This window comes from Rhizobium sp. 10PS4, from assembly GCF_032464805.1.
Classification (GTDB): Bacteria; Pseudomonadota; Alphaproteobacteria; order Rhizobiales; family Rhizobiaceae; genus Rhizobium; species Rhizobium laguerreae.
This window is the reverse complement of record NZ_JAWDIW010000005.1, coordinates 416,907-438,902: the sequence shown is the minus strand read 5'-3', so window position 1 is coordinate 438,902 and position 21,996 is coordinate 416,907. Positions and strand designations below refer to the sequence as shown.

General features: G+C 61.4%; 21 protein-coding genes. 4 read left to right on the top strand and 17 right to left on the bottom strand.

All coding sequences use genetic code 11. From position 1 onward, the window contains the following. Positions 1 to 280 precede the first annotated feature (280 nt). Complete coding sequence (locus tag RWJ89_RS12525) at positions 281 to 2,434, bottom strand: mechanosensitive ion channel family protein (protein WP_316030977.1); 2,154 nt, start codon at positions 2,432 to 2,434, stop codon at positions 281 to 283. A 139-nt stretch (positions 2,435 to 2,573) separates the two neighbouring features. Then, positions 2,574 to 3,884: an epoxide hydrolase family protein gene (locus RWJ89_RS12520; protein WP_316030976.1), complete on the bottom strand. Its 1,311-nt coding sequence runs from the start codon at positions 3,882 to 3,884 to the stop codon at positions 2,574 to 2,576. 128 nt (positions 3,885 to 4,012) lie between these two features. Here RWJ89_RS12520 and RWJ89_RS12515 point away from each other — a divergent pair, with 128 nt between their 5' ends. Further along, positions 4,013 to 4,960 carry an alpha/beta fold hydrolase gene (locus RWJ89_RS12515; protein WP_221944254.1) on the top strand — a complete coding sequence of 316 codons (948 nt, stop codon included), beginning with the start codon at positions 4,013 to 4,015 and terminating at the stop codon, positions 4,958 to 4,960. A gap of 13 nt (positions 4,961 to 4,973) precedes the next feature. Here the strand turns inward: RWJ89_RS12515 and RWJ89_RS12510 are convergent, their stop codons facing one another. The 5 genes from RWJ89_RS12510 to RWJ89_RS12490 all read right to left on the bottom strand — a co-directional run bounded on the left by RWJ89_RS12510 (position 4,974) and on the right by RWJ89_RS12490 (position 9,365). Continuing rightward, positions 4,974 to 5,858, bottom strand: a complete 885-nt coding sequence (locus RWJ89_RS12510) for a LysR family transcriptional regulator (protein ID WP_316030975.1) — start codon at positions 5,856 to 5,858, stop codon at positions 4,974 to 4,976. Positions 5,859 to 6,018: 160 nt separating this feature from the next. Continuing rightward, positions 6,019 to 6,711: a DUF599 domain-containing protein gene (locus tag RWJ89_RS12505; protein ID WP_316030974.1), complete on the bottom strand. Its 693-nt coding sequence runs from the start codon at positions 6,709 to 6,711 to the stop codon at positions 6,019 to 6,021. Positions 6,712 to 6,822: 111 nt separating this feature from the next. After that, the gene (locus RWJ89_RS12500; RefSeq protein ID WP_316030973.1) at positions 6,823 to 7,779 is read right to left on the bottom strand and encodes a biotin-dependent carboxyltransferase family protein; all 957 of its coding nucleotides are present in this window, start codon (positions 7,777 to 7,779) and stop codon (positions 6,823 to 6,825) included. Next, entirely contained in the window at positions 7,767 to 8,474 is a 708-nt protein-coding gene (locus RWJ89_RS12495) for a 5-oxoprolinase subunit B family protein (protein ID WP_170268500.1), read from the bottom strand. The genes RWJ89_RS12500 and RWJ89_RS12495 overlap by 13 nt, the downstream gene beginning before the upstream one ends. Positions 8,475 to 8,585: 111 nt before the next feature. Further along, complete coding sequence (locus RWJ89_RS12490; RefSeq protein WP_316030972.1) at positions 8,586 to 9,365, bottom strand: LamB/YcsF family protein; 780 nt, start codon at positions 9,363 to 9,365, stop codon at positions 8,586 to 8,588. 300 nt (positions 9,366 to 9,665) lie between these two features. On the opposite strand from RWJ89_RS12490, the gene RWJ89_RS12485 reads away from it, so the two are divergent. After that, positions 9,666 to 10,190, top strand: coding sequence for a PAS domain-containing protein (locus tag RWJ89_RS12485; RefSeq protein ID WP_168287283.1), 525 nt, complete (start codon positions 9,666 to 9,668; stop codon positions 10,188 to 10,190). Positions 10,191 to 10,272: 82 nt separating this feature from the next. On the opposite strand, the gene RWJ89_RS12480 is transcribed toward RWJ89_RS12485, so the two are convergent. The 3 genes from RWJ89_RS12480 to RWJ89_RS12470 all read right to left on the bottom strand — a co-directional run bounded on the left by RWJ89_RS12480 (position 10,273) and on the right by RWJ89_RS12470 (position 12,621). Further along, positions 10,273 to 11,094, bottom strand: a complete 822-nt coding sequence (locus tag RWJ89_RS12480; protein WP_131665350.1) for a universal stress protein — start codon at positions 11,092 to 11,094, stop codon at positions 10,273 to 10,275. A 414-nt stretch (positions 11,095 to 11,508) separates the two neighbouring features. Continuing rightward, positions 11,509 to 11,886, bottom strand: coding sequence for a hypothetical protein (locus RWJ89_RS12475; protein WP_077978165.1), 378 nt, complete (start codon positions 11,884 to 11,886; stop codon positions 11,509 to 11,511). 66 nt (positions 11,887 to 11,952) lie between these two features. Continuing rightward, a complete protein-coding gene (locus RWJ89_RS12470) occupies positions 11,953 to 12,621 on the bottom strand; it encodes a hypothetical protein (protein WP_077978166.1) in 669 nt (222 codons plus the stop codon). A gap of 257 nt (positions 12,622 to 12,878) precedes the next feature. On the opposite strand from RWJ89_RS12470, the gene RWJ89_RS12465 reads away from it, so the two are divergent. Then, positions 12,879 to 13,505, top strand: a complete 627-nt coding sequence (locus tag RWJ89_RS12465) for a TerC family protein (protein ID WP_025394600.1) — start codon at positions 12,879 to 12,881, stop codon at positions 13,503 to 13,505. Here RWJ89_RS12465 and RWJ89_RS12460 read toward each other — a convergent pair. Genes RWJ89_RS12460 through metG form a run of 3 tightly spaced genes read right to left on the bottom strand, consistent with a single transcriptional unit; the run spans position 13,502 to position 16,662 of the window. Then, entirely contained in the window at positions 13,502 to 14,320 is an 819-nt protein-coding gene (locus RWJ89_RS12460; protein WP_077978167.1) for an MBL fold metallo-hydrolase, read from the bottom strand. The two genes, RWJ89_RS12465 and RWJ89_RS12460, sit on opposite strands and share 4 nt — an antisense overlap. Before the next feature lie 4 nt (positions 14,321 to 14,324). Beyond that, entirely contained in the window at positions 14,325 to 15,107 is a 783-nt protein-coding gene (locus RWJ89_RS12455; protein ID WP_168283627.1) for a TatD family hydrolase, read from the bottom strand. A gap of 4 nt (positions 15,108 to 15,111) precedes the next feature. Continuing rightward, the gene (metG, locus tag RWJ89_RS12450; protein WP_168283626.1) at positions 15,112 to 16,662 is read right to left on the bottom strand and encodes a methionine--tRNA ligase; all 1,551 of its coding nucleotides are present in this window, start codon (positions 16,660 to 16,662) and stop codon (positions 15,112 to 15,114) included. A 234-nt stretch (positions 16,663 to 16,896) separates the two neighbouring features. Between metG and RWJ89_RS12445 the strand changes: the two genes are divergently transcribed. Beyond that, the gene (locus RWJ89_RS12445) at positions 16,897 to 17,685 is read left to right on the top strand and encodes a sulfite exporter TauE/SafE family protein (protein ID WP_131665346.1); all 789 of its coding nucleotides are present in this window, start codon (positions 16,897 to 16,899) and stop codon (positions 17,683 to 17,685) included. 39 nt (positions 17,686 to 17,724) lie between these two features. Here the strand turns inward: RWJ89_RS12445 and RWJ89_RS12440 are convergent, their stop codons facing one another. The 4 genes from RWJ89_RS12440 to RWJ89_RS12425 all read right to left on the bottom strand — a co-directional run bounded on the left by RWJ89_RS12440 (position 17,725) and on the right by RWJ89_RS12425 (position 21,942). After that, positions 17,725 to 18,750: a DNA polymerase III subunit delta' gene (locus RWJ89_RS12440; protein ID WP_316030971.1), complete on the bottom strand. Its 1,026-nt coding sequence runs from the start codon at positions 18,748 to 18,750 to the stop codon at positions 17,725 to 17,727. 8 nt (positions 18,751 to 18,758) lie between these two features. Beyond that, entirely contained in the window at positions 18,759 to 19,439 is a 681-nt protein-coding gene (gene tmk, locus RWJ89_RS12435) for a dTMP kinase (protein ID WP_131665344.1), read from the bottom strand. Positions 19,440 to 19,570: 131 nt separating this feature from the next. Next, positions 19,571 to 20,764 carry a D-alanyl-D-alanine carboxypeptidase family protein gene (locus RWJ89_RS12430; RefSeq protein WP_316030970.1) on the bottom strand — a complete coding sequence of 398 codons (1,194 nt, stop codon included), beginning with the start codon at positions 20,762 to 20,764 and terminating at the stop codon, positions 19,571 to 19,573. A 71-nt stretch (positions 20,765 to 20,835) separates the two neighbouring features. Then, the gene (locus RWJ89_RS12425) at positions 20,836 to 21,942 is read right to left on the bottom strand and encodes a septal ring lytic transglycosylase RlpA family protein (RefSeq protein WP_094085933.1); all 1,107 of its coding nucleotides are present in this window, start codon (positions 21,940 to 21,942) and stop codon (positions 20,836 to 20,838) included. Positions 21,943 to 21,996: the final 54 nt, after the last annotated feature.

Sequence of the window (21,996 nt, the reverse complement as noted above, 5' to 3'; positions counted from 1 at the left end):
AACACAATGTGGCATAAGATAGATTATGGAACCATTGGATGCCTTTTGATTACAATGGCATACCTTCGTCATCCATCTTATAGCCCACTCTTTTAAAATCGCCCCGATCGAATTTGCGCCTGGACGATCCAGCACATCGACGAGTTCATCTGCGGACGTGCCCTCATAGAACAGTTGATCCCAGCCAACGGACTCTTTCGAAACCCGTGTCTCGGACGACGCGTGCTTGGCGGCAACGTCCGGGTCAGACTGTTAAGCATTGACGGAAAGCTCGCCGTTGCTATTCCTCAAGTGGCGGGATGACTTTCGATGGTCTTTGCAGCTCCGAGGCGGCAGCGGTTGCCGCGGCATCAGCGGGACCGCCGGAAACATGGACGGTCGGCGTTGCAAATTGGATGCCTTTTTCCGCGAATGTCTTCTTGAGCATGGCGAGCGCCTTTCGGCGGACGCCGAACTGCTCGCCGGGTTTCGTCATGAACTTCAGCCGAATCTGCACGCCGTAATCCGCCATCTGCTCAATCCCTTGCATTTTCAAGGGCTCGATGATGTTGGGCCCGAGTTCGGTATCCTCCAGAAGCTCAGCGCCGATGCGCTTGATGGTCTTGCGGACCTCCTCGAGGTCACTGTCATAATTCAGGGTGAGCGTGATGATGTCGATGACCCAGTCACGGCTGAGGTTTTGCACCGCGCCGAGTTCGCCGAAGGGAACGATGGTGACCGGACCGCGGTGATGGCGCAAGCGGATCGATCGCAGCGAGAAACCTTCGACCGTACCCTTATATTTCGCCGCCTGGATGTATTCGCCGATGCGAAAGGCATCGTCGAACAGATAAAAGACGCCAGAGATGATGTCCTTGACGAGTGTTTGCGCACCGAAGCCGACCGCTATGCCGACGACGCCAGCGCCCGCCAGCAGTGGTCCGATCTGGATGCCAACGGCATCCAGGATCATCAGGAAGCCGACAGCGCCGATCGCCAGGAAGAGTACATTGCGAAGAATGGGAAGGAGAGTATTCAACCGCTGACGCCGACGCGCTTCGGGGCCATCCTGATGTCCCCCCTGCTCGCTTCGCGACGCCACCGCCATCTGGCTGTCGATCAGCGTGCTTGCGAGCTTCCAGATTACGTCGGTCACCAGCAGCACGATCACGATGCGCATTCCGGCGCGGATCAAGCGTGTGGTCACCGTTTCGGCAGCGGCGAGATCACTGAGATTGACATTCCATGCGCGGGCAATGAGCAGCGCAGCGACCACGATGAGACCGTTGCGCAGCGTTTGCATGATGACAACGGACCATCCGACGATGGCCGGATCCTCGACCGCCTCCCCCTCCCCGGATTGTACAATTCGACGAATGATATCATGAGCCACCGAAACGGTAAGCGGCAGCAGCGTGATGACGACCACTGTCCAGAATGCACCGCGGAGCCCGGATACCCATAACAGCCACGATAGCAGGATGCTCGCGCTGAAGCCGACACAGATCAGCCGGCTCACGGGCGGTCCGTCAGAACGAAAGTGCCGCAGCCAGATCATAACGACCAAAGCGATTGAAACGACACCAAGCCATGCTGCGGTAAAGAGGTCGACCAAGATAGGTGAAGCCCCGATCGTCCCGATCACTTCAATGGTGGCCCAGCCAGCCGCCAGCGCTGCGACGATTCCGAGGAGCCAGTAGTACCAGAACCAGGCAAGCGAGGTGACAAGCGTCAGAAGCCGCATATGCGGCAGGCGGGCGCCTGGCGCGATGACAATGCGGCCCACAAGCACGCCAAGGCGCACCATGAGCGCGGCTGATAGGAGGATCAGCGCGATATCGCGAAACACGGCAGGCCATGGAAACAGGATAAACGCGCCGAGGCTTCCGATCAGGTAACCGACCAAGGCGAGAAGACCCATTGAAAGCCGGGCGGCGTGGAGCTTGATCCGCTGCCGGACGGTGTCGGCGGGCGCGTTCAGCACAAAATGGAGCAGCCCTCGCCCTGACCACCAGGCGAGGCGCTGCGCAACGAACCCGCCTGCGACGAAGAGTATGACCGCCAAGATCAGGCCGACAGGTTCGATACGATCATCCGTTTGGAAGACCCGGATCGCCGACTGGATCTGCCCGGGAAGGGTCGGAACGGCATCGACGAGTGTGAGCAACCTCTGGCGCAAATCCTGTAGCGACGTGGCAATCGACGTCGGTGCCGCCTCTTGCGTGACTGCTACCGGCTGCGCCGGTTCCTGATTGCTAGGGACGATCCGATTGACCAGCGCTCGCCCGGAATCATCATTCGGCAATTCGATAATAACCCGGATCGGCGCCGAGGAATTGGTCGGCTCAGCCGCCGAGGCGGGGTTTGCACTCGCCAGCAGAAGCGTTGAAAATATCAGCGTCAGGAATACGCACAGTCTGCGGCGGCGGGGATGACTGTCGTCGATGATGCGCATGTGGCCGTGGTCCCTGCGATGGTGTCGTCGCTTTTGCTGAGTTGGTCGAAACTTCGGACTTTGTGAAGCGTTGCACGACCAACGTCAATCGACGAACCGGTCTCTGGGATTCAGGCTGCGAACCAAAGGCCAGGCGACTTCAAGACCGCAAGTTTTTGAAGGCCTCCCTGATCTCCTGACTAAAGAGTTCCGGCTCCTCCCAGGCGGCGAAGTGACCGCCCTTGGAGGCGCGGTTGTAGTAGATAAGTTTCGGATAGGCCTTCGACAGCCAGTGCTTTGGCGGCTTGTAGACCTCGCCGGGAAACACCGTGACGGCGACCGGGACTTGGACGGGCGTGAGCTTGGCGCCCGACATGACGTTTTCCCAATAGATGCGACCGCTGGAAGGGCCGGTGTTCGTCAGCCAGTACAGCGTGATGTTGTCGAGGATGGCATCCTTGCCAAGGGCCTGTTCCGGATCGCCGCGTGTATATACCCAGTCGGCGATCTTGTCGTAAAGCCAGGCGGCGAGACCGACCGGAGAATCCGCAATGCCGTAACCGATCGTCTCCGGCCGCGTGCTCATGATCGCTGCGTAGCCGAAGCCGTTGTTGAGGAAGTTCCGGGCTTCGTCGAAGACGACCTTCTCATCCTGAGACAAGCTGTCGGGAGCCGGCCCTCCATTTTTGAGAGCCTGGGCTGCGTCCGCTGGAAACGTCGTGGCCCGCTCGATCCTGTTGACGTGGATCGCGAGCAGCCCATCGGGTGCCTGGCGGCCCAAGGCGTCGCTGATGATCGCGCCCCAGTCACCGCCTTGCGAGACATAGCGGTCATAATGCAGTCGCTTCATCAGCACGTCCCAGGCAGCGGCTATCCGCTGGGGGTTCCAACCCGCCGATGGAGGTTTGCCGGAGAAGCCGAACCCTGGAATCGAAGGGATCACCAGATGGAAGGCATCATCAGCCGTGCCGCCATGCGCCATCGGATCCGTGAGCGGCCCGATGACATCAAGCAGCTCGAAGACCGAACCGGGCCAGCCGTGGGTCATGATCAGCGGCAGCGCGTTTTCATGACGGGAGCGGACATGGATGAAATGGATGTCCAGTCCATCGACAGTGGTGAGAAACTGCGGAAAACTGTTCAGCCTGCTCTCCGCCTTCCGCCAGTCGTAGGGCGACTGCCAGTAGCGCACCAGTTCCTTCAGCCTGTCGGGCTGGACGCCCTGCGAACGGTCCATGACGGTTTCGCCGTCGGGCCACCGAGTCTCGGCGAGACGCCGCCTGAGATCTGCGAGCGCCGCCTCGGAGACCTCAACCTTGAACGGTCGAACCTCCTCGGACGCGACGCCGACAACATCAGCGGCGTTAGACGTGCGAGGAAGGAAAACGGCGGTTATGCCGGCCGCGGCAAAGCCTGACAGCAGTGAGCGGCGCGATACGTCGCGGTGTTTCAAAACGTTCAGCATTGCCATGATGCCGTGTCCTTTCGTGGGGTTCCTCTCACTTTCTCCGGCTACCGCGGGCTGACGCCATGCTCAATTATTTGTGGAGACAGCCGGCTTTTGGGCTTTGGCTGACCGCCGTTCAGAAAGGACATCCTATGTCTAAGGACAAAACTGCAAATGCTGCATCAGTCGCAGCAACTCCGTCTTCCCACATGGCTGAAGCCTTCGCTTCTACGCAAGCCGCGCAGGACATCGTCGACTTCATCGAGATCGACGAGATTCTGACGCTGAGGAGGATGATTGTCCGCGCCCCCGCGCCAAAAGGCACCGTGCTTTTCCTGCATGGGTTTCCGGAAACGCTGACGGTGTGGAAGGACATCGCGACAACGCTTGCTCACGACTACGACGTCCATGCCTTCGATTGGCCGGGCTACGGGCAGTCGTCGCGCCCGGATTTGAACCGGTTTTGCTACTCGCCGAAGGCGTACGCCCGAGTGTTGAAGGCCTATATCGAGCGGGCAGGCATCGACCGGTCGAAGCTCGTGATCTATGCCACTGATATCGCTGCCCTCCCCGTTCTGCTGCTTGCCCTCGATGAGCCGACGATCGCCAGGCAGATCATCGTCGGAGACTACGCGCCGTTCGATCGGCCGCACTACATGTGGGAGAACCTGCAGAATCTCAAAGCCGAGCCGACCGCCTCGCCGACCCGCGCCTACATGAACAAGACGAGCGACGAGATCCTTCAGAACGTGCATAGGCGCGGCCTCTCACCCGCGGAGCAATTCGATCTGCCGATCGACGTCCAGCAAGACATGAGCCATTCGTGGAGCCGTGACGGCGTCACGTCGGCGGACGCCTTCGCCCACTACTACGCGAATTTTACGCGCGATCAGCATTATCTGGAAGCCAACCTCGACCGGCTGAAAACGCCCGTGAAAGTGATCTGGGGCGAGAAGGACATCTATATCAGCAGCGAGATGGGCATCGAGTTCGCCGGCAAGATCGGCGCGAAACTCGACGTCCTGTCAGGCATTGGTCACTTTCCGCACCTTCAAAACCCGAAACAAACAGTTGAGGAGATCTACGCATCATTCAGATAATGTTTGATTATCTTCATGAGGATGCGCGCAGACGCGGCAGTGCCCAGTCGACGAAAGCCCGTACCTTCAACGCGAGAAGCCCCTGTCGCGCGTAGACGATATGAATGGGCTGGGGTGGGCCGTCGAAATCGCGGAGGATGGGAACGAGCGCGCCGGACGCCAGCTCGTCTGGAATCTGATAGTCGAATAGCCGCGCGATCCCCGCCCCGCCGACCGCCGCCGCAACACAGTTCGCCGCCGTATTCACCTCGAGCCGGTTGCGAGGCGCCGCCTCTATCGGCGTGCCGTCGACGTCAAACGTCCAGAAGAATGTTCGCTTGTTGAAGATGATCCCGTCGCGATCGATGAGATCGCCGGGACGCTCGGGCATGCCATGCCGCTTGAGATAGGCAGGGCTCGCGCAGGTCAGCAGGCAGAATTCCCCAACCTTGGCGGCATGGAGGGCGCTGTCGGCGAGGTCGCCGAGACGGATCGCGATATCCACCTGCTCGGACACGAGATCAACCGTACGGTCGACCGACAGAAGGTTCAGCGATACCTCCGGGTATTTGTCCATGAAGCTCAGCGCAACAGGCAGTACGTATCGGCTCCCGTATTCGATCGGCATCGTGATCGTCAGCACGCCCCGGGGCGTTTGATATTCCCCGGACGCCCTTCGTTCGGCCTCATCGAGATCCGCCATGATCTTTCGAGCGGCGTCGACATAGTCGCGCCCGGCATCGGTGAGCTGCAGATTGCGGCTGGTGCGGACGATGAGGTTTGCCCCAAGCTGCCGCTCAAGTTCGGCTACCTTGCGGCTGACGCTGGGCAATGGCGCGTTGAGCTTCCTGCTGCCGGCCGAGATGCTCCCGGCGTCGACGACCGCCAGCAATATGCGCATCGCTTCGAGACGATCCATCGGACACCGCCAATACCGCTTATGTGCAACCCAGCCTAAGGTTAGGCTTTAGAACATGATGCCGAAAAGTGTGCGCGTTTTCGGACGACATCATGCTCTAACTCTTAGATTTAGAACAGGATTCAAATTTTAGGCCGACCGCGCCTGAAATCATCCTGTTCTAGTCAAGCAGCTTGCGTATGGCCATGATCCCCTTTGCAGCATCCGACCAGGATTGACGCCAGATCAAAATGCCGACGCTGAGGATGGTCGCAACAGCGAAGGGGATTGGCCCGAGAAACCAGAAGGCGGCTGCGAAGGTGAAGTAATAAGACCGAACACCGACGCTGAACGATCGAAGCGCCGGGTTCAAAACCAGGGTCAGGGCGTTCGTCCAGCCGGCGATGTCCCTCTCCTCATCGCGGGATGGGCTCGCCCCGATCGCCGCCAGGCAGTAGTTGATCTGCCGGACCGCCCAGATGAAATCGGATAGGCCCCGCAGCAGCGTCGCCATGATCAAGAGGACCTTGCACTGGAAAAACCATGCCGGGTCCTGAGCCGCAAACATCGCGATCAGGCCGCCACCCGATCCATAGTTCGGCTCCATGAACAGCGCGCCGCTGAGCCCGACGATGACGATAAGATTGGCGGAGCCGAAGAAGGACGCCGAATTGATCGTGTGCCCAAGGATCGCGGCATCGCCGATGAAGTTGTTGTCTCGCGTCAGCACCTCCCGCATCCAGGCGGCGCGAATGCGCACCATATCCATGGAAAGGCTGTCGTTCTTCCTCGGCCACCCCGCTGCCATCAAAGGCTCGACGGCCACCCAGACGAGAAGGAAGAAAAAGATCGCCGCGACGTTCAGAAAATCCATGGTGCCCCCGAACCGAATGTGGATTTTTTCCGAACAGTACTTCGAGCTAACCGCAGCTCCAAGCGGCTATCGCCGCCCTACCCTTCAGATCGACACGCCTATGTTCGCGCGTCATGGTCCGTCGCGGACTGCCGCGAGGTAACGGGACATCGTCGAAGCCCGAAGCCGAATGTGTTCGATCGCCTGCTGCGGTGTCAAGGCCAGGAAACCGATATGGTCGCGTGGGCGCAGTTGGACGAAGGCGTCCAGATCCGAATCCACCACCGTGGCGATCTTGGGATAGCCTCCGGTCGTCTGGTGGTCGGCCAGCAGAATGGTGGGAACACCGTCTCCGGCGACCTGCACTGAGCCCCGCACGATCGCTTCCGACGGCATGTCCAGCGCGACGCTTGGCGCAAGCGACGGACCTTGGAGGCGTACTCCCATGCGGTCATAGGCGTCGCTCAGGCGGAAAGGCGATGAAAGGAAATTCGACAAGGTTTCTTTCGAGAAGAACCGATCCTGTGGACCGACCACCACACGCAGTTCGGATCGCGGTCTTGCGATGACCGGACATGTGATTGGACCATGTCGATCATCCCGCACGTCCGGATCGGCTATAGTGAGCGTCTGTCCGGCTGCAAGGCGCCCGCCGCCGAGGCCGGAGAGACTGTGCGTCGACATGCTGCCCAGCCAGGTCTTCGCCTCGATATGACCGGCGAAGGCCAGATACGTCCAGCTTCCCCAGTGTCCCGGACGGATTGCCAGCCGCTCCCCGGCCTTCAAGGTGGCGACCATCCATGCGCCGCGCTTGTCGCCGGCATGCTCTACGATGAAGCCTCCTCCCGCGACGCCGAACGTAACCTCCCCCGAGATGCAGTCGAGAACCAGGCCGCCCATGGAGACTTCGATTGTCGGCTGACCAGCAGGGTTGCCGATGGCGGCGTTGGCGGCTGCAAACGAGGTCCTGTCCATCGGACCGGAGGCCGGAACGCCGTAACGCATCAATCCGTGACGTCCTCCGTCCTGGACCGCGACGTGGGGACCCGCGAAGTTGATTGCAAGAACGGCTTCGCTCATGCGAGGCACCTCGCGTCGAATTCGGCCCTGGATATGCGGCGGAAACGCACCGCGTCGCCGACGTCGAAAAGAAACGGACGGTCGTTGGACGCGGCGTCGAGGATCTTTGTCGGCGAGCGGCCGATGATCCACCAGCCGGTCGGCATGGTGAGCGTGCTCACCAGGCATTGCGGACCGGCGATCAGCACGCTTCCGGCGGCGATGCCACGAATAGGCGCCGGCTTCCTCGGCTGCTGAATGGCTTTTGGCACGCCTGCGAGGTAAGCGTATCCTGGAGCGAAGCCGTACATGAAGACGCTGTAGTCGCCGGAGAGATGGGTGGATATGACGTCTTCGGGCGATAATCCACTCGCCTCGGCGACGGCGGCAAGATCGGGCGCAAGATCAGGATCGTAGCAGACGTCGACTTCGCGCATCGCTCCGATCGTCTGTGGAACCTCGGCCGTCAGACGCTCGGCAATGGCCGCCTCCGTCGTCCGATGATCGGCCACGAGCGGGTCGAAGCATATGAGAATGCTGGCATAGGCCGGAACGGCTTCGACGAATCCTTCAAAGGGTGCCGCCTTCAAGGCGGCATCCAGCTTGACGACCTGATCGTGGATCCGTTTATCGATGGTCGCGCCGAATTCGACGAGCACCGCGTGCCCGCCCACCGGGCGGTAGGTCGGAACGCTGCCGGACGATGCGGACGGGTCCTCTGACACGTCAGTCGGCGCCTTCGATCAGAATGAAGTCCGCATCCGCAGCCCGCGCGCAGGTCCCGTAGGCTTCCGGATCGGTGACGGCAGCCTGGGCGATAAGATAGCCTTTGGCCATCACCTGTTTTCCTTTGTCTGTTCAAGGAATGGACCCACCTCGATGCCTGCCTTCTGCAGTTCCCGGCGCACGTGGACGGCCATGGCAAGCGCTCCCGGGCTGTCCCCATGAACGCAGATCGAGTGCGCATCGAGAGGGATCGGAACGCCGTCGACCGTCGGCATGAGGCCGCTGGATAGGTACCCGATCAATCTAGATGCCGCCTCCGCGGGGTCATGGATCATCGCTCCCGGCAAGGTACGCGGAACGAGCCGACCCGTGGAGAGATAGCCGCGATCGGCAAAAATTTCGCTGAAGACGGTCATCCCGGCAACGCGGGCCGCATGTTCCAGCTCTGTCCCGGAGATCGCCAGTATGGCAAGTTCCGGCGAGACCGCTCGGGTTGCGCGGATGATGGCGTCGGCGACCGGCCGTTCGTCGGCCGCCCAATTGGCGAGTGCGCCGTGTGGTTTGATGTAACGGACGCGGGCGCCCGCCAGAGCCGCAGCTCCCATCAGCGCGCCGGTCTGCGTCGCGACAAGCTGCTCAACCTCCCGGATGCTCAAGGGGATCAGGCGTCGTCCGAAACCCTCGCGATCTGCAAAGCCCGGATGGGCTCCAGCGACGACGCCCCGTTCGCTGGCCAAGGCAAGCGTCTCCACCATGGTCGCCGGATCTCCGGCATGGCCGCCACATGCGATGTTCGCACTGGTGACAACGTCAAGGATCGCCTTGTCGTCGCCCATGCGCCAAGGTCCAAACGCCTCCCCCAAATCAGAATTGAGATCGATTTTCGTCATGATTTCCGTCAACCCTTCGCGCCGGTCTTGTCAGCTTCGTCGCATGCTGGAACGTCGAAGCCGAGGTGGAGCACATCTTCGCCGTGCGCGTCAAGAAAACGACGCTGTCGGCTGCGCGCAGCGAGCTTGTGTGCGTTGTCGACCTAAACTGTCCTTGCCGTTGCGTCTGATCGAAAGGCGGCTAAGATTGGGGGCGAAACGGTCGACCGCCCTGTCATTTGATCGAGCGCATCGTATTCTTTCGAGAGCCAGGTGACGTAGCCACCCGGCAGCATTGGAGTGCAGGCCGGGGATGCGGAAATGAATCATGTCAACAGAGCTTTGGGAACGTCCGAATTTTCCTTTACCGACGAGCCTGGCATTTTCACCTGGGAGTTGGCGAGCGACAAGGTTTATGCGGATTCGGCGCTGGCAAATCTGTTTGGGCTCGATCCGGAAGAGACCCTCACGGGGTTGCCGGTCATCAGATACCTCGACCGGATTCATCCGGACGACAAGCCATCTGTGGCCAAGGCGATTTCAGAATCGGTGATCACAGGAAATCCGTATCGCTGTGACTATCGGGTATTTGATCGAAGCGGGCAAATAGTCGCCGTGGCGGCCTTGGGCCGTTGCTTCAGGGATGAAGCCGGAAACCCGTCGCAATATGCGGGTATCGTCTTCCCGACGAATGATCACGGGGAGCAAGACGAATTGTCCGCTCACTGCAATGCGGCACTGAAAATTGCGCGGTCAACCGGCCTGCGGACGACGGCCGATGCGCTTGAAGCTATCGTCAGGGAGCTTGCCAAGCCGATGCCTTCAGACGTCGCGAAGGTTCATTGATTCGTTCCAAAGCTTTGGTTGTGGCATCAGACTTTCGATGACGATATTGCTGCTATCGGCGACGCGCCGCGCGCACTCTGAATTAGTGACAAAGGAGAGTGGGCATTTCGAGGTGGGTCAACAGCGACCGTGTCACCCCTCCCAAGAGGAATTCGCGTAGTCTCGAATGGCCGAATGCGCCGGCGACGAGCAAATCTGCCTTGCGTTCCAGGGCGGCAGCTTGAATGACGCTGGCCGGTGAGTTTCCCTTCGTTTGCACGGCTGCGATATCGACGGCAAGACCAGCCTTTCGAAGCGCGGTCGCAAAGCGGTCTCGGGCGCGCTCGTCAATCTGCTTATCATCGGTGACGGAAATCAGGACGACACGCGAGACCTGTTCCAGCAACAATCTGGCGCCTGTCAGTGCCCGCGCGACGGTGGCTCCTCCATCCCAGGCGACGGCGACAGCATCGATCCGGCCGGAGAAATTATCCGGGGGAAAAAGCAGGAGCGGTCTCCCGCTTTCAAACAGCACGCTCTCGATCAGCGGCCTCATCAGCACAGATGCTTCCAAAATGGAAAGATCATATGCGCGCGACAGTTCGGCAAGAGTTTGTGCGACAAATGGCTCCCTCGCATCGAATGGCTGGATATCGACCTCGACCTCGGCTTTTTTCGCATAATCACGGAGCGTCTGCCCGAGAACGGTTCCATTGTCCTTACTCAAGCGCTCCGCCTCCGCACGCATTCTGTCGACGTCAATGAGTGATGGAAATCGCGGCTGAAAGGGTTCGACCCTGACCAGCGGTATGCTTGCCGTCAAACCGGCCTTCTGGTGAAGGGAAACAGCGACAGCGTTCTGAAGGAGCGAGAAGGAGCTTGCGTCTGGATAGGTGGCCAGCGGTAAATGGAATTGCGCTTTCACGGCTGATGTCCTCCGAATGGTTGGAGGTTATCATAGCGCAGAGGTGTCTCCCGCGCTTTGACGAAGATCAAGGTCGTTCCACCCGAAAGTGCGAACGTGATATTGACGGTCCTCATCAGGAAGCAAGCGGAATTCGTTGGGCGAAGCGCAAAGATCGATGCAGGCGGCACAAGAAGAGGATTGCAGCGCCACCGGCACCATTGCGGCATTGGCGGTCTTTGCGCTGGGCTTCGCCAATCTTCTTGCGAAAGCCGTCCTTGCAGCAAGTATGGCGAGTATCGCTTATGCGGTTCGTTTCGCGATCCTGGCGGTGTCGGACGTTTGCCGGAATTGCTGGCCTGCTTCTAGCATGAGCGCTTATTCGCGTAGCAAACTCGCCCCCCGCACCAGACAGCCATCATCAACGACGATCCGTCACTGCCGTCTCACCTCCTGGATATGACCAACAAATCCCGCAAGCAGTACGCCGAGCGCAAGACGCCGAACCAGTCTGGCTGCAATGAAGGTTGTGCCGATCGCCGCGGCAAGTTTCAGCCAGGGATAATCGCCAAGCTGGACATGAGCGCTTGCATCGACCGATACCGCCTTGGCTTTCAGCGCCGCTTCGGCATCTTCGCGCAGCACGCCTATACGGGCATTCAGCAGCCTGACCTCATGCTGCAGGGCATGCAGGCTCTCGTCGGCCTTTTCACGCGCGGTCTGCTCAGCCGCATCGGCAAAGGGCGGATCGCCTTCCGCGATCAGTTCGTCGGGGTCAGGCGGAAGGCCGTGGCGGTTGATGGATGATTGCATCGACATCTCCTCGAATAGGGTAAGCGAGAAAAATGAAGCCCGGCATTGGGGCCGGGCCTCATAATATCAATGGTCGCGCCGGAAACCCTGGCTCTGGTGAGACCCGCCCTGGGATTGCGACTGGCTTTGCGATTGCCGATCGGCATCGTCCGATGGCTCGTTACTGCCGGGCAAAGTATAGGCGCGCACTTTGGCGCTTCCATGCGTGGTGTCGCGCATTGCCACTGGGCGGGCGTCGTCGAATGCGCTCTCGGACACGGCGAGATCGTCCGACGATTTGCCGCCGGAGGCTTGGCCGGCAAAACCGGTATTGGACGCGCCTTGTTGCCTGTCCTCCAACGACCAGAGATCTGCACGCTCATCCATGTCGATGCTGCCTTCGTCGTCCAGAATATCGTGGACGGTCTCGTAGAGCGCGTCATCGACATCATTGACCTGGACGAGGAAACCGCCTCGCCGCAGCCCTTCTGCGTAGACCGCGCGATCCTCGTCGGGGAAGAAGAAGTCTGCTAGCGCGTCGAAGAAGCCGCTGCGGTCGTCGCTCATCGCGCCGGTATTTTTTGCGCCCGCCTCATATCCGGGCATCAGCCTTATTCTCGCAACCGGCACGCCCGCGTCCTCAAGACGGGAGACGGCGGATTCGGCGTCCGATCGGCTGTCGAAGAATGCAGCAAGGCTGCTGCCGCCTGTCGGGCCTGAAAAGGCCGGGTTGGTATCATTGTAAATGCTGCCCATGGGACTCTCCTCTCGGTATCTGGATCCAGCCGCCAAGCCGAAGTTTGGCCGAAGCCTGGTTTCCTGACTTGAAGAACCGGCGGCTGTGTTGAATGTTCCAAGGGAATGGCGATGCTCCGCTGTATCGCCTGCTGTTTCATTGCCGCCAGCCATTTCGACGCGCAGACGCGCAAATTACGCCGCCTGCGAAATCGCTCAGCGGTTGACGTCAAACCTTCGAGACGCTAGCACGGCTTTGACGTATTGGGGATATTCATATGGACATGTTTACGGCAGCCGGTATGACGGCTTTGCTGCAGGTCATTGCTATCGACCTCGTTCTCGCCGGCGACAACGCCGTAGTTATCGGTCTTGCTGCTGCCGGCCTCGAGGCGACACAGCGCCGCAAGGCGATTATCGTCGGCATCGTGGCCGCGACCGTTCTGCGCATTCTCTTTGCCAGCGTCGCAGTCTACCTGCTGGCGATCGTCGGCCTGCTGCTGGCCGGCGGTCTGCTGCTGCTCTGGGTCTGCTGGAAGATGTGGCGCGAGCTTCGCGCCGGCCATGGCGAGCATCACGGAGCGGTGGGTGCCGAAGGTGCGCCGAAAAAGACCTTCTTCCAGGCGGCGACCCAGATCGTCATTGCCGACGTCTCGATGTCGCTCGACAACGTGCTGGCCGTTGCCGGTGCTGCGCGCGAACATCCGAGCGTGCTGGTCATCGGTCTTGCCCTGTCGATCGCGCTGATGGGTATTGCCGCAAACTTTATCGCCCGGTTGCTCACCAACCATCGCTGGATCGCCTATGTCGGCCTGCTGATCATCCTCTATGTCTCGCTTGACATGATCCACCGCGGCGGCGTCGAACTGCTGCCCTACGTGCAAGCGAGCGGGTTCAAGCTTTAGAGCCTGACCTCGGTCTCAAAACTCATCTGGTCATACGCCGGCACCACATGGTCCGGCGTCTCAGCCATCACCACGTCGTAGTCGAGCGGCGTGTGCATATGGGTGAGGATCGCCCGTTTGGGCTTCAACCGGCCGATCCAGTCGAGCGACTGTTCCAGCGACAGATGGCTCGGATGGTAGGTATATTGCAGCGCGTCGATGATCAGCATGTCGAGGTTCTGAAGCTTCTCGACGGTCTGCGGTGGGAAATCGCTGATATCACTGCAATAAGCCACATCGCCGATGCGGAAGCCGAGCGAGTGGATATCCCCATGCTGCTGGATATGCGGATGGAAGGCGATCGTCCCGCCTGGACCATGAATTTCGACGGGCGCGTCGAGGTTTTCGATGACGATCGGCAGCACGATCGGCGGGTAATTGCTGCCCGGCGGCGTTTCCAGGCAATAGCCGAAGGCTTCCCGCAACCTGTCCATCGTAAATTGGTCGGCAAAGATCGGCACCCGGCGGCGGGTGTTGTGAAAATAGCCGCGCAGATCGTCGATGCCGTGAATATGATCCGCATGCGGATGGCTGTAGAGAACGGCATCGACATGGTCAGCCCCTGCCCTGATCATCTGCTCGCGAAAATCCGGCCCGGTGTCGATGACGACGGTCGTCACGCCGCCATCGGGTGCGAATTGCTGCACCATGAAGGCAGCACGCGTGCGTCGGTTCTTCGGATTGTCGGGATTGCAGGCGCCCCAGTCGCCGGTGATGCGGGGCACGCCCGGTGACGACGAACAGCCGAGAATGGTGAAACGTCGCCGGTAGAGCACGCCGCTAGATCCTCGGCATCTTCGAGAACAGCCGGAAAGCGTTCTCCGTAGTGATCCGCGCGACCTCCTCGCTGGAAAGGCCGATCGTATCGGCGAGCACTTCGGCCGTGTTGACGACATAGGACGGCTCGTTGCGCTTGCCGCGCCAGCGCTTCGGCGCCAGATAGGGCGCGTCCGTTTCCACCAGCAGCCGCTCATGCGGGATCGTCCTGGCGATCTCGCGCAGCTCGTCCGACTTTGGGAAGGTCAGGATGCCCGAGAAGGAGATATAGCCGCCGAGTGCGACGCCGGTCTTGGCAAGTTCCGGGCCTGCGGAGAAGCAGTGGAGAATGAAGGGGAAGGCCCCCTTCCCGCTTTCCTCGGTCAGTATGTCGGCCATGTCCTCGTCGGCGCTGCGGCTGTGGATGACGAGCGGCAGCTGGGTCTCGCGCGCCGCCGCGATGTGCCGGCGAAAGCCGGTCTGCTGATCCTCAGGCTTTTGCGTGTCGTAGAAATAGTCGAGACCGGCCTCGCCGATCGCCACCACCTTCTCATGGGCATTGGCAAGCCGCACCAGCTCGTCCGTCTCAATATCCAGCTCTTCGTCGGCATTGTTCGGATGCGTGCCGACCGAGCAGAACACCGAAGGATATTTCTCCGTGATGGCAAGCAGCGTCTCGAGCTTGCGCACCCGCGTCGAGATCGTCACCATCTGCGCGACGCCAGCCTGATGCGCGCGCGCGACGATCTCGTCCCGCTCCGCCTCGAAGTCGGCGAAATCAAGATGGCAATGCGTGTCGATCAGCACGGCCTCAAGCCTCCGGAGCCACGTAGCGCGGGAAGACCGGCGTCGGCGCTTCGAGTGCCGTTCCGGCAATGAGGCGGCCGGCTTGCCCAAGAGCGGCGAAGTCGCGCTTGTCGTCGGGTGCTGCGACCAGATCGAGCAGCTTGGCCGAAGATTCCGGCATGAAGGGCTGCAGCAGGATGGCGATCTGTCGCACGACTTCGGCAGTCACATAAAGCACCGTGCCCATACGCACCGGATCGGTCTTCTTCAGCGCCCACGGCGCCTGGCCGGCGAAATAACGGTCGGTCTCGGAAACGACCGAAATGATCGAGGCGAGCGCCCGGTGGATCTGCTGCTTGCCCATATCCTCGCGGGTCGAGGCATGCAGCGCGTCGACCTCAGCCAGCATCGCCTTGTCCTCGTCGCTGAGCACCCCGCATTCCGGGATCTTGCCGTCGCAATTCTTGACGATCATCGACAGCGAGCGGCTGGCGAGATTGCCGATGCCGTTGGCGAGGTCGGAGTTGATGCGGGTGCCGATCGCCTCTTCGCTATAGCTGCCGTCCTGGCCGAAGGAGACTTCGCGCAGGAAGAAGTAGCGCACCTGGTCGAGGCCGAAATGGTTCACCAGGTTGACGGGGTCGACGACGTTGCCAAGCGACTTCGACATCTTCTCGCCCTTGTTGAGCAAGAAGCCATGGGCAAAGACCCGCTTCGGCAGCGGCAGCTTCGCCGACATCAGGAAGGCCGGCCAGTAGACGGCGTGGAAGCGGATGATGTCCTTGCCGATGATGTGCACGTCGGCCGGCCAGTATCTCGCCCGCGGGCCGTTCCTGTCCTCGATATAGCCCGTTGCGGTGATGTAGTTGGTCAGCGCGTCGACCCAGACATACATGACGTGGGCGGGATCGTCCGGCACCTTGATGCCCCAGTCGAAGGTCGTGCGCGAGACCGAGAGGTCTTTGAGGCCCGACTTGACGAAGGAGATCACCTCGTTGCGGCGCTCGGCCGGGCCGATGAAATCCGGGTTCGCCTCGTAATGGGCGAGAAGCTTGTCCTGGTATTCGGAGAGCTTGAAGAAATAGCTTGCCTCTTCCACCCATTCGACCGGCGTGCCCTGCGGCCCGTAGCGCACGCCGTCGGCGCGCGGTTCGGTCTCGTTTTCCTGGTAATAGGCCTCGTCGCGCACCGAATACCAGCCGGCATAGCTATCCTTGTAGATGTCGCCATTGTCGGCCATCAGCTTCCAGATGTTCCGCGACGTCTCGTGATGACGCTCCTGCGTGGTGCGGATGAAGTCATCGTTCGAGGCGTTGAGCAGCGTCGCCATGGCCTGGAATTCGCCGGAGTTGCGGTCGGCAAGCGCTTGCGCAGTGATCCCCTCGGCGCGCGCCGTCTGCTGCATCTTCTGGCCGTGCTCGTCGGTGCCCGTCAGGAAGAACACGTCCTTGCCGTCGAGGCGCTGGTAGCGCGCCATCGCATCCGTCGCGATCAGCTCATAGGCATGGCCGATATGCGGCTTGCCGTTAGGGTAGGAAATCGCGGTAGTGATGTAGAAGGGTGTCTTGTCTGTCATGGCGGCCAATGTCCGGCTAACTCTATAAAAATGGTCAGCCGCTCTTAGCGCATGTCATCGTCAAGCGAAACCTCAACTTTCCAGTCGTCGATGATTTCCGGGACGATGAGGGCGTGAACTTGACTCGGCTTCTCGCCCAATCTACCCGTCTTGGGAAAGAGGGCGGGACAAGAACGAAGTGCGAGTTTTCATCTACCGGAATGGTCGTGGCCGCGCGCCGTCGGGGGCGCCTGCTTGACATTCGAGCCGCTCTATTCGCTTTCCGGCCTGTTCGTCGGCGCCCTTGTCGGCATCACCGGCGTTGGCGGCGGTTCGCTGATGACGCCGCTGCTGGTACTGCTCTTCGGCGTCCATCCCGCCACCGCGGTCGGCACCGATCTTCTCTATGCGGCAATCACCAAGACGGCGGGCACTGCCGTCCACGGCATGCATGGGCGCGTCAACTGGAAGATCGTCGGCAGCCTCGCAGCCGGCAGCCTGCCGGCCGCCTTGCTGATGCTGTGGCTGCTGGCAGGCGTCGATCGCAAAAGCATCGGCGTGACCAATACGATTACCACGGCACTCGGCTGGCTTCTCGTCATGACCGCGATCATGCTGGTCTTCCGAGGTCCGATCCTCGAACTGGCGCGCCGCGCCATCGGCGATCGAACGCCGCCGAAGCCGACGACCATCCTCGCCCTCACCGTCATTCTTGGATTCGTTCTCGGCATCCTCGTCACCTTGACCTCGGTCGGCGCCGGCGCACTGGGGGTGACGATCCTGCTGGTCCTCTATCCCCGGCTCGATGTGCGCGAGATCGTCGGTTCCGATATCGTCCATGCGGTACCGCTGACCTTGATCGGAGGCACGGGCTATTGGCTGATCGGCGAGATCGACTGGCCGATGCTGCTTGCCTTGTTGATCGGCTCTATCCCCGGCATCATCATCGGCAGCCTTCTGGCGCCGAAGCTGCACGAACGCACCATCCGCATCGTCCTTGCCGCCACGCTTGCCGTTGTCGCAGGTAAGCTGCTGACCGGCTGACCAGAGCACGGTGCCGGAAAGTGTCAGCGGTGACGCGCTTTAAAGGCCCGGCTGCTTGATATCGGCAAGGATGCTGATGATCGTCTGCTTGCGGTCGAGGTTGTAGCCATCGGAAACGGTGAGCCGTTCGGTGATCTCGGAATAGAGCCGTGCCAGCCGCTCTGCCGCGGCAATCCGCCCCTCGCCGGCCGCCGCGCGCGCACGGTTCATGATGTCGTCGCCGACATGGCTGACGAAGAAATCGAAGATCGTGTCGCTTTCCCGGCCCGAAAGCGCGTCGGCCAGCCGATGCATCGCCTTGCGGGCTGTCGGCCCCTCGGCGGAAAGCATCTCGTCGTAGGCGGCAATGATCTCGCCGCCGCCGTAGTTCAACAGTTTCAACGCCTCGCCGACGCTGCCCTTGGCGGCCGAAAGCACCGCCCCGCCCTCACCTGATATGCCGAGATGGGCAAGGGCAGCGACGAGTTCATCGTCAGCAAGCGGCGCCAGTTTCAGCGGCAGGCAACGCGAGCGGATCGTCGGCAGCAGCCGTCCCGGCGCATGCGACAGCACCAGGAACAGCGCCCGCTTCGGCGGCTCTTCCAGGATCTTCAGGATGGCGTTGGCCGCATTACGGTTCATATCGTCAGCCGGGTCGATGATGACGATCCGCCAGTTGCCGGTGCCAGACGTCTGCGAGAAGAACTTGCCGGCGCGGCGCACCTCGTCGACGGTGATCGCCGATTTCACCTTGCCGGTCTTCTCGTCCACCGGCCGGGCAAGGTGCAGGAGATTGTGCGAGGCGCCGGAGGCGATCTGCCGGCTGACGGGAGAGGCTGGATCCGGATCGCCGATTGCCTCCGGCGCTGTCTCTGGATCGGGATGCGAGAGCACGTGATTGGCAAAGCGGAAGGCGAGCGTCGCCTTGCCGATGCCTTCCGGCCCCTCGATCAGGATGGCGTGGTGGCCCTTGCCGGACCGGTAGGACTGCGCAAGGAAGGCTTCCGCCTCCGCATGGCCGAACAGCCTGGTATTTTCCCCCGGCCAGATGGCGCCGTCGAGCAGTCCGGGCCTCTCTTCACTCATGGTGGGCCTCACTCATGGTGAGCGGCTTCCGGCATTCGCGTACGACCTGAGGGCGACAGCAGCTGATGGACGATCGCCAGGATCTCGGCGGCGATCGCCTCCTCCGTCTGCATGGCGTTGACGACGTGGCAGCGCTCCGGCTCGCGGGCGGCGATATCGAGAAAGGCCTCGCGCCGTTTCTCGTGCGTTTCCAGCCGCTCCTTCTCGAAGCGATCGGGAGCATCGTCCGCGGCGCGCTTCTGCGCCCGCTCCAGCCCGACCTTGGCGGGGATATCGAGGATCACGGTGCAATCCGGCATGACGCCGTTGATGGCGATGCGCTGCAGCGTCTCGATGAAATCGGGCTCGAGATTGCCGGTGATGCCCTGATAGACGCGGGAGGAATCCATGAAGCGGTCGCAGAGCACGACCTTGCCTGCGGCCAGGGCCGGCCGGATCACCTCTTCGACATGGTCGTTGCGGGCCGCGGCAAAGAGGATCGCCTCCATCCGCGTGCCGAAGGCTTCGGCAGCCCCCGACAGCAGCACGTGGCGCACGGCTTCGGCGCCCGGGGATCCGCCTGGTTCGCGCGTCATCAGCACGTCGTGACCTTCGCCCTTCAGCGCCTCGGCGAGGCGGCGGATCTGCGTGGATTTCCCAGCGCCTTCCCCGCCTTCAAACGTAACGAACAATCCCGTACCCGATGACAATGACAACTTCCCGCATTCCAGGCGCCGCACGCGCCCCGCTCCTTCTATCTATCCGAAGATATCAGGGAGGAAAACCTTTCGCCGCGCCGACATATTCACCTTTCCCGGCAAATTGTACCAGAAATCGGGCGTCAGACAGGCGCGGGCTTGTCCCAGAGCCAGGAGAAGAACAGCGATTCGCCGAGTTCCAGCATGGCGTCGACCGCCCGGCTGCTGAGCGAGCCCTCGCCCACCGCCTGCACGGTGTAAAGCGGCACTTCCCTGAGCAGCCGGCTGCCGGCGAAAATCCTCAGCGTGCCTGCCTGGGTATCCGGCTTGACCGGCGCCGTCAGCGGCCAGCGATAGATGATGCGCGCCGATAGCCGGTCGGGATTGCTGATCGGAATATAGACGCTGACCGGCGCCTTGGCGACGAGATCGACGGTGCGCGCCGTGCCGCCATAGACGCTGGCGGCACCGATCACTTCCTTCTCGCCGAAGATCTGCCGGTTCTCAAAGGCCGTCAGCCCCCATTCGAGTACGCGCTTGGCTTCCTCCGTCCGCTCCTTGTCGGAGGCAATGCCGGCAAGCGCCACAAACAGCCGCCTGCCGTCGCGCTCAACCGAAGCGACGATCGAATAGCCCTCTCCCTCGGTAAAGCCCGTCGCCAGCCCGTCGGCGCCGAGATCGAGCCCGAGCAGCGGGTTGCGGTTGCGCTGGAAGATCTTGTTCCATTCGAAATCCGGCTGCGCGAAATAGGGATATAGGTTCGGATAGGTCTGCTGAAGGGCGGCGGCGAGCGTCACCATCTCGCGTGCCGTAACCTTGCTCTTGCCATCGGGAAGGCCGGTGGAATTGCCGAACTCGGCCTTCTCCATGCCGAGTTCGCGGGCGCGTCGCGTCATCGACACGGCAAATTGCTGCTCGCTTCCGGCCATGCCCTCCGCGAGAATGATGCAGCTGTCATTGGCGCCCTGGATGGCGACACCCTTGATCAGGTCCTCGACGCGCACGCGCGATTTGAGGCTGGCAAACATCGTTGCGGTCCGCGACGGTGCGCCGCCTGTCCGCCAGGCATATTCGGAAACGGGATATTCGGTGTCGAGCGTGATCTGGCCCTTGGTCACCGCGTCGAAAACGAGATCCATCGTCATCAGCTTGGCGAGCGAAGCCGGCGAAAAGCCCTGATCCTCGTTCTTGGCGAGAAGCACCGTGCCGGTGGCGGCCTCTATCATATAGGCCTGCGCCGCCTTGGTGGCGAAACCGGCGGCACCGCCATCGGCTGCAAAGGCTCCGGTGGCGAACGGCATCAGGCATGCAAGCAGGCGAAGCGCGGGCTTCAGCATCGCAATTTCCACTTATGGAGCGGCGTATGTCGGGAGGTTAGAGCGAGGGGGAATCCGATGCAATGCCATGCTCAGCGCGCGGCGAACTTTGCCTGCTGGCGCTTGGCCGAGGCAAGGATGGACTCTTGGGTCAGCCCGTCATTGCGCACCATCACCGCGTCGAAGGCGAGATCGACGGTCACCGTCTTCACCTCTTCGTTCTGGTAGCCGAGCGCCAGCGAATTCTGGGGCCGCTCGTAAGGCATCGGACCGATCTCCGGCAGCACGACCATCTGGTCCATCGCCTGAGCGCCATTGTTGAAGGACGGCGCTGTTGGCGCGACCAGAACATGGGCAGCCGGTGCCTGAGCGGGTGCTGCGGCGCCTGCCGCATTGTTGTGGGCGCTCGGCGTCGAGCCGGCATAAGAGGTGGCCGACCTCGGCACCGGCACGTTGGCCGGCGTCTCGTAGTCTTCCGAACTCTGCAACTGGTCGCGGGTGATCTTTCGGCTGTTGGAGGCGACCATCACGCCGGTTGCGATCTGGCCTTCCGGATTGACGCCGGGAATGCGGCTGCCCTTCGGCGCGTAGGAGGCCATCAGATAGGGCATGTCGTGGCCGTCCATGCGGGCGCGGCCGACATATTGCACGCGCACCTTGCCGGTGCCGCTGTGCTGCAGGTCCAGCATGTCGGCCGTCTTGTTGGAAAGATCGATGATGCGGCCTTCGTGATAGGGACCGCGATCGTTGACGCGCACAATGACGGAAGAACCACTTTCGAGATTGGTGACGCGCGCATAGCTTGGCAGCGGGAAGGTCGGATGCGCGGCGGAAAGATGCATCTGGTCGTAAACTTCGCCGTTCGCCGTCAGGCGCCCATGAAAGGCAGAGCCATACCAGGAGGCGACGCCGACCTTGTTATAGGCGAAGTCTTCCTTCGGGTAATACCACTTGCCCTTCACCTCGTAAGCGTTGCCGACGATGTAGCGGCCGCCGCCCTTCGGGATATTGTTGCCGGTGGCGACCCGCGGGCTCGCCTTCACGCCATATTCGGATTCGGAGAAATATTCTTTGCCGTGGGATTTTTTCTTCGGCACCGCCTGCGTCGTGCCGCAAGCCGCAACCGTCGCACACATCGCCGAGATCGCCAGCCACCGTGCTGTCGTTGCGAAAGACGCCGCCCCGTAATCCAGTTTCATATGCCCCACGCCGCTCAAAGATCGCTATGGTTAAGGAACCCTGCCCCATCCTGG

Excerpts from the sequence above, each read along its gene's own strand:
- RWJ89_RS12525 (WP_316030977.1), bottom strand. The coding sequence starts at position 2,434 with ATGCGCATCATCGACGACAGTCATCCCCGCCGCCGCAGACTGTGCGTA.
- RWJ89_RS12520 (WP_316030976.1), bottom strand. The coding sequence starts at position 3,884 with ATGGCAATGCTGAACGTTTTGAAACACCGCGACGTATCGCGCCGCTCA.
- RWJ89_RS12515 (WP_221944254.1), top strand. The coding sequence starts at position 4,013 with ATGTCTAAGGACAAAACTGCAAATGCTGCATCAGTCGCAGCAACTCCG.
- RWJ89_RS12510 (WP_316030975.1), bottom strand. The coding sequence starts at position 5,858 with ATGGATCGTCTCGAAGCGATGCGCATATTGCTGGCGGTCGTCGACGCC.
- RWJ89_RS12505 (WP_316030974.1), bottom strand. The coding sequence starts at position 6,711 with ATGGATTTTCTGAACGTCGCGGCGATCTTTTTCTTCCTTCTCGTCTGG.
- RWJ89_RS12490 (WP_316030972.1), bottom strand. The coding sequence starts at position 9,365 with ATGACGAAAATCGATCTCAATTCTGATTTGGGGGAGGCGTTTGGACCT.
- RWJ89_RS12485 (WP_168287283.1), top strand. The coding sequence starts at position 9,666 with ATGAATCATGTCAACAGAGCTTTGGGAACGTCCGAATTTTCCTTTACC.
- RWJ89_RS12475 (WP_077978165.1), bottom strand. The coding sequence starts at position 11,886 with ATGCAATCATCCATCAACCGCCACGGCCTTCCGCCTGACCCCGACGAA.
- RWJ89_RS12470 (WP_077978166.1), bottom strand. The coding sequence starts at position 12,621 with ATGGGCAGCATTTACAATGATACCAACCCGGCCTTTTCAGGCCCGACA.
- RWJ89_RS12465 (WP_025394600.1), top strand. The coding sequence starts at position 12,879 with ATGGACATGTTTACGGCAGCCGGTATGACGGCTTTGCTGCAGGTCATT.
- metG (WP_168283626.1), bottom strand. The coding sequence starts at position 16,662 with ATGACAGACAAGACACCCTTCTACATCACTACCGCGATTTCCTACCCT.
- RWJ89_RS12440 (WP_316030971.1), bottom strand. The coding sequence starts at position 18,750 with ATGAGTGAAGAGAGGCCCGGACTGCTCGACGGCGCCATCTGGCCGGGG.
- RWJ89_RS12430 (WP_316030970.1), bottom strand. The coding sequence starts at position 20,764 with ATGCTGAAGCCCGCGCTTCGCCTGCTTGCATGCCTGATGCCGTTCGCC.
- RWJ89_RS12425 (WP_094085933.1), bottom strand. The coding sequence starts at position 21,942 with ATGAAACTGGATTACGGGGCGGCGTCTTTCGCAACGACAGCACGGTGG.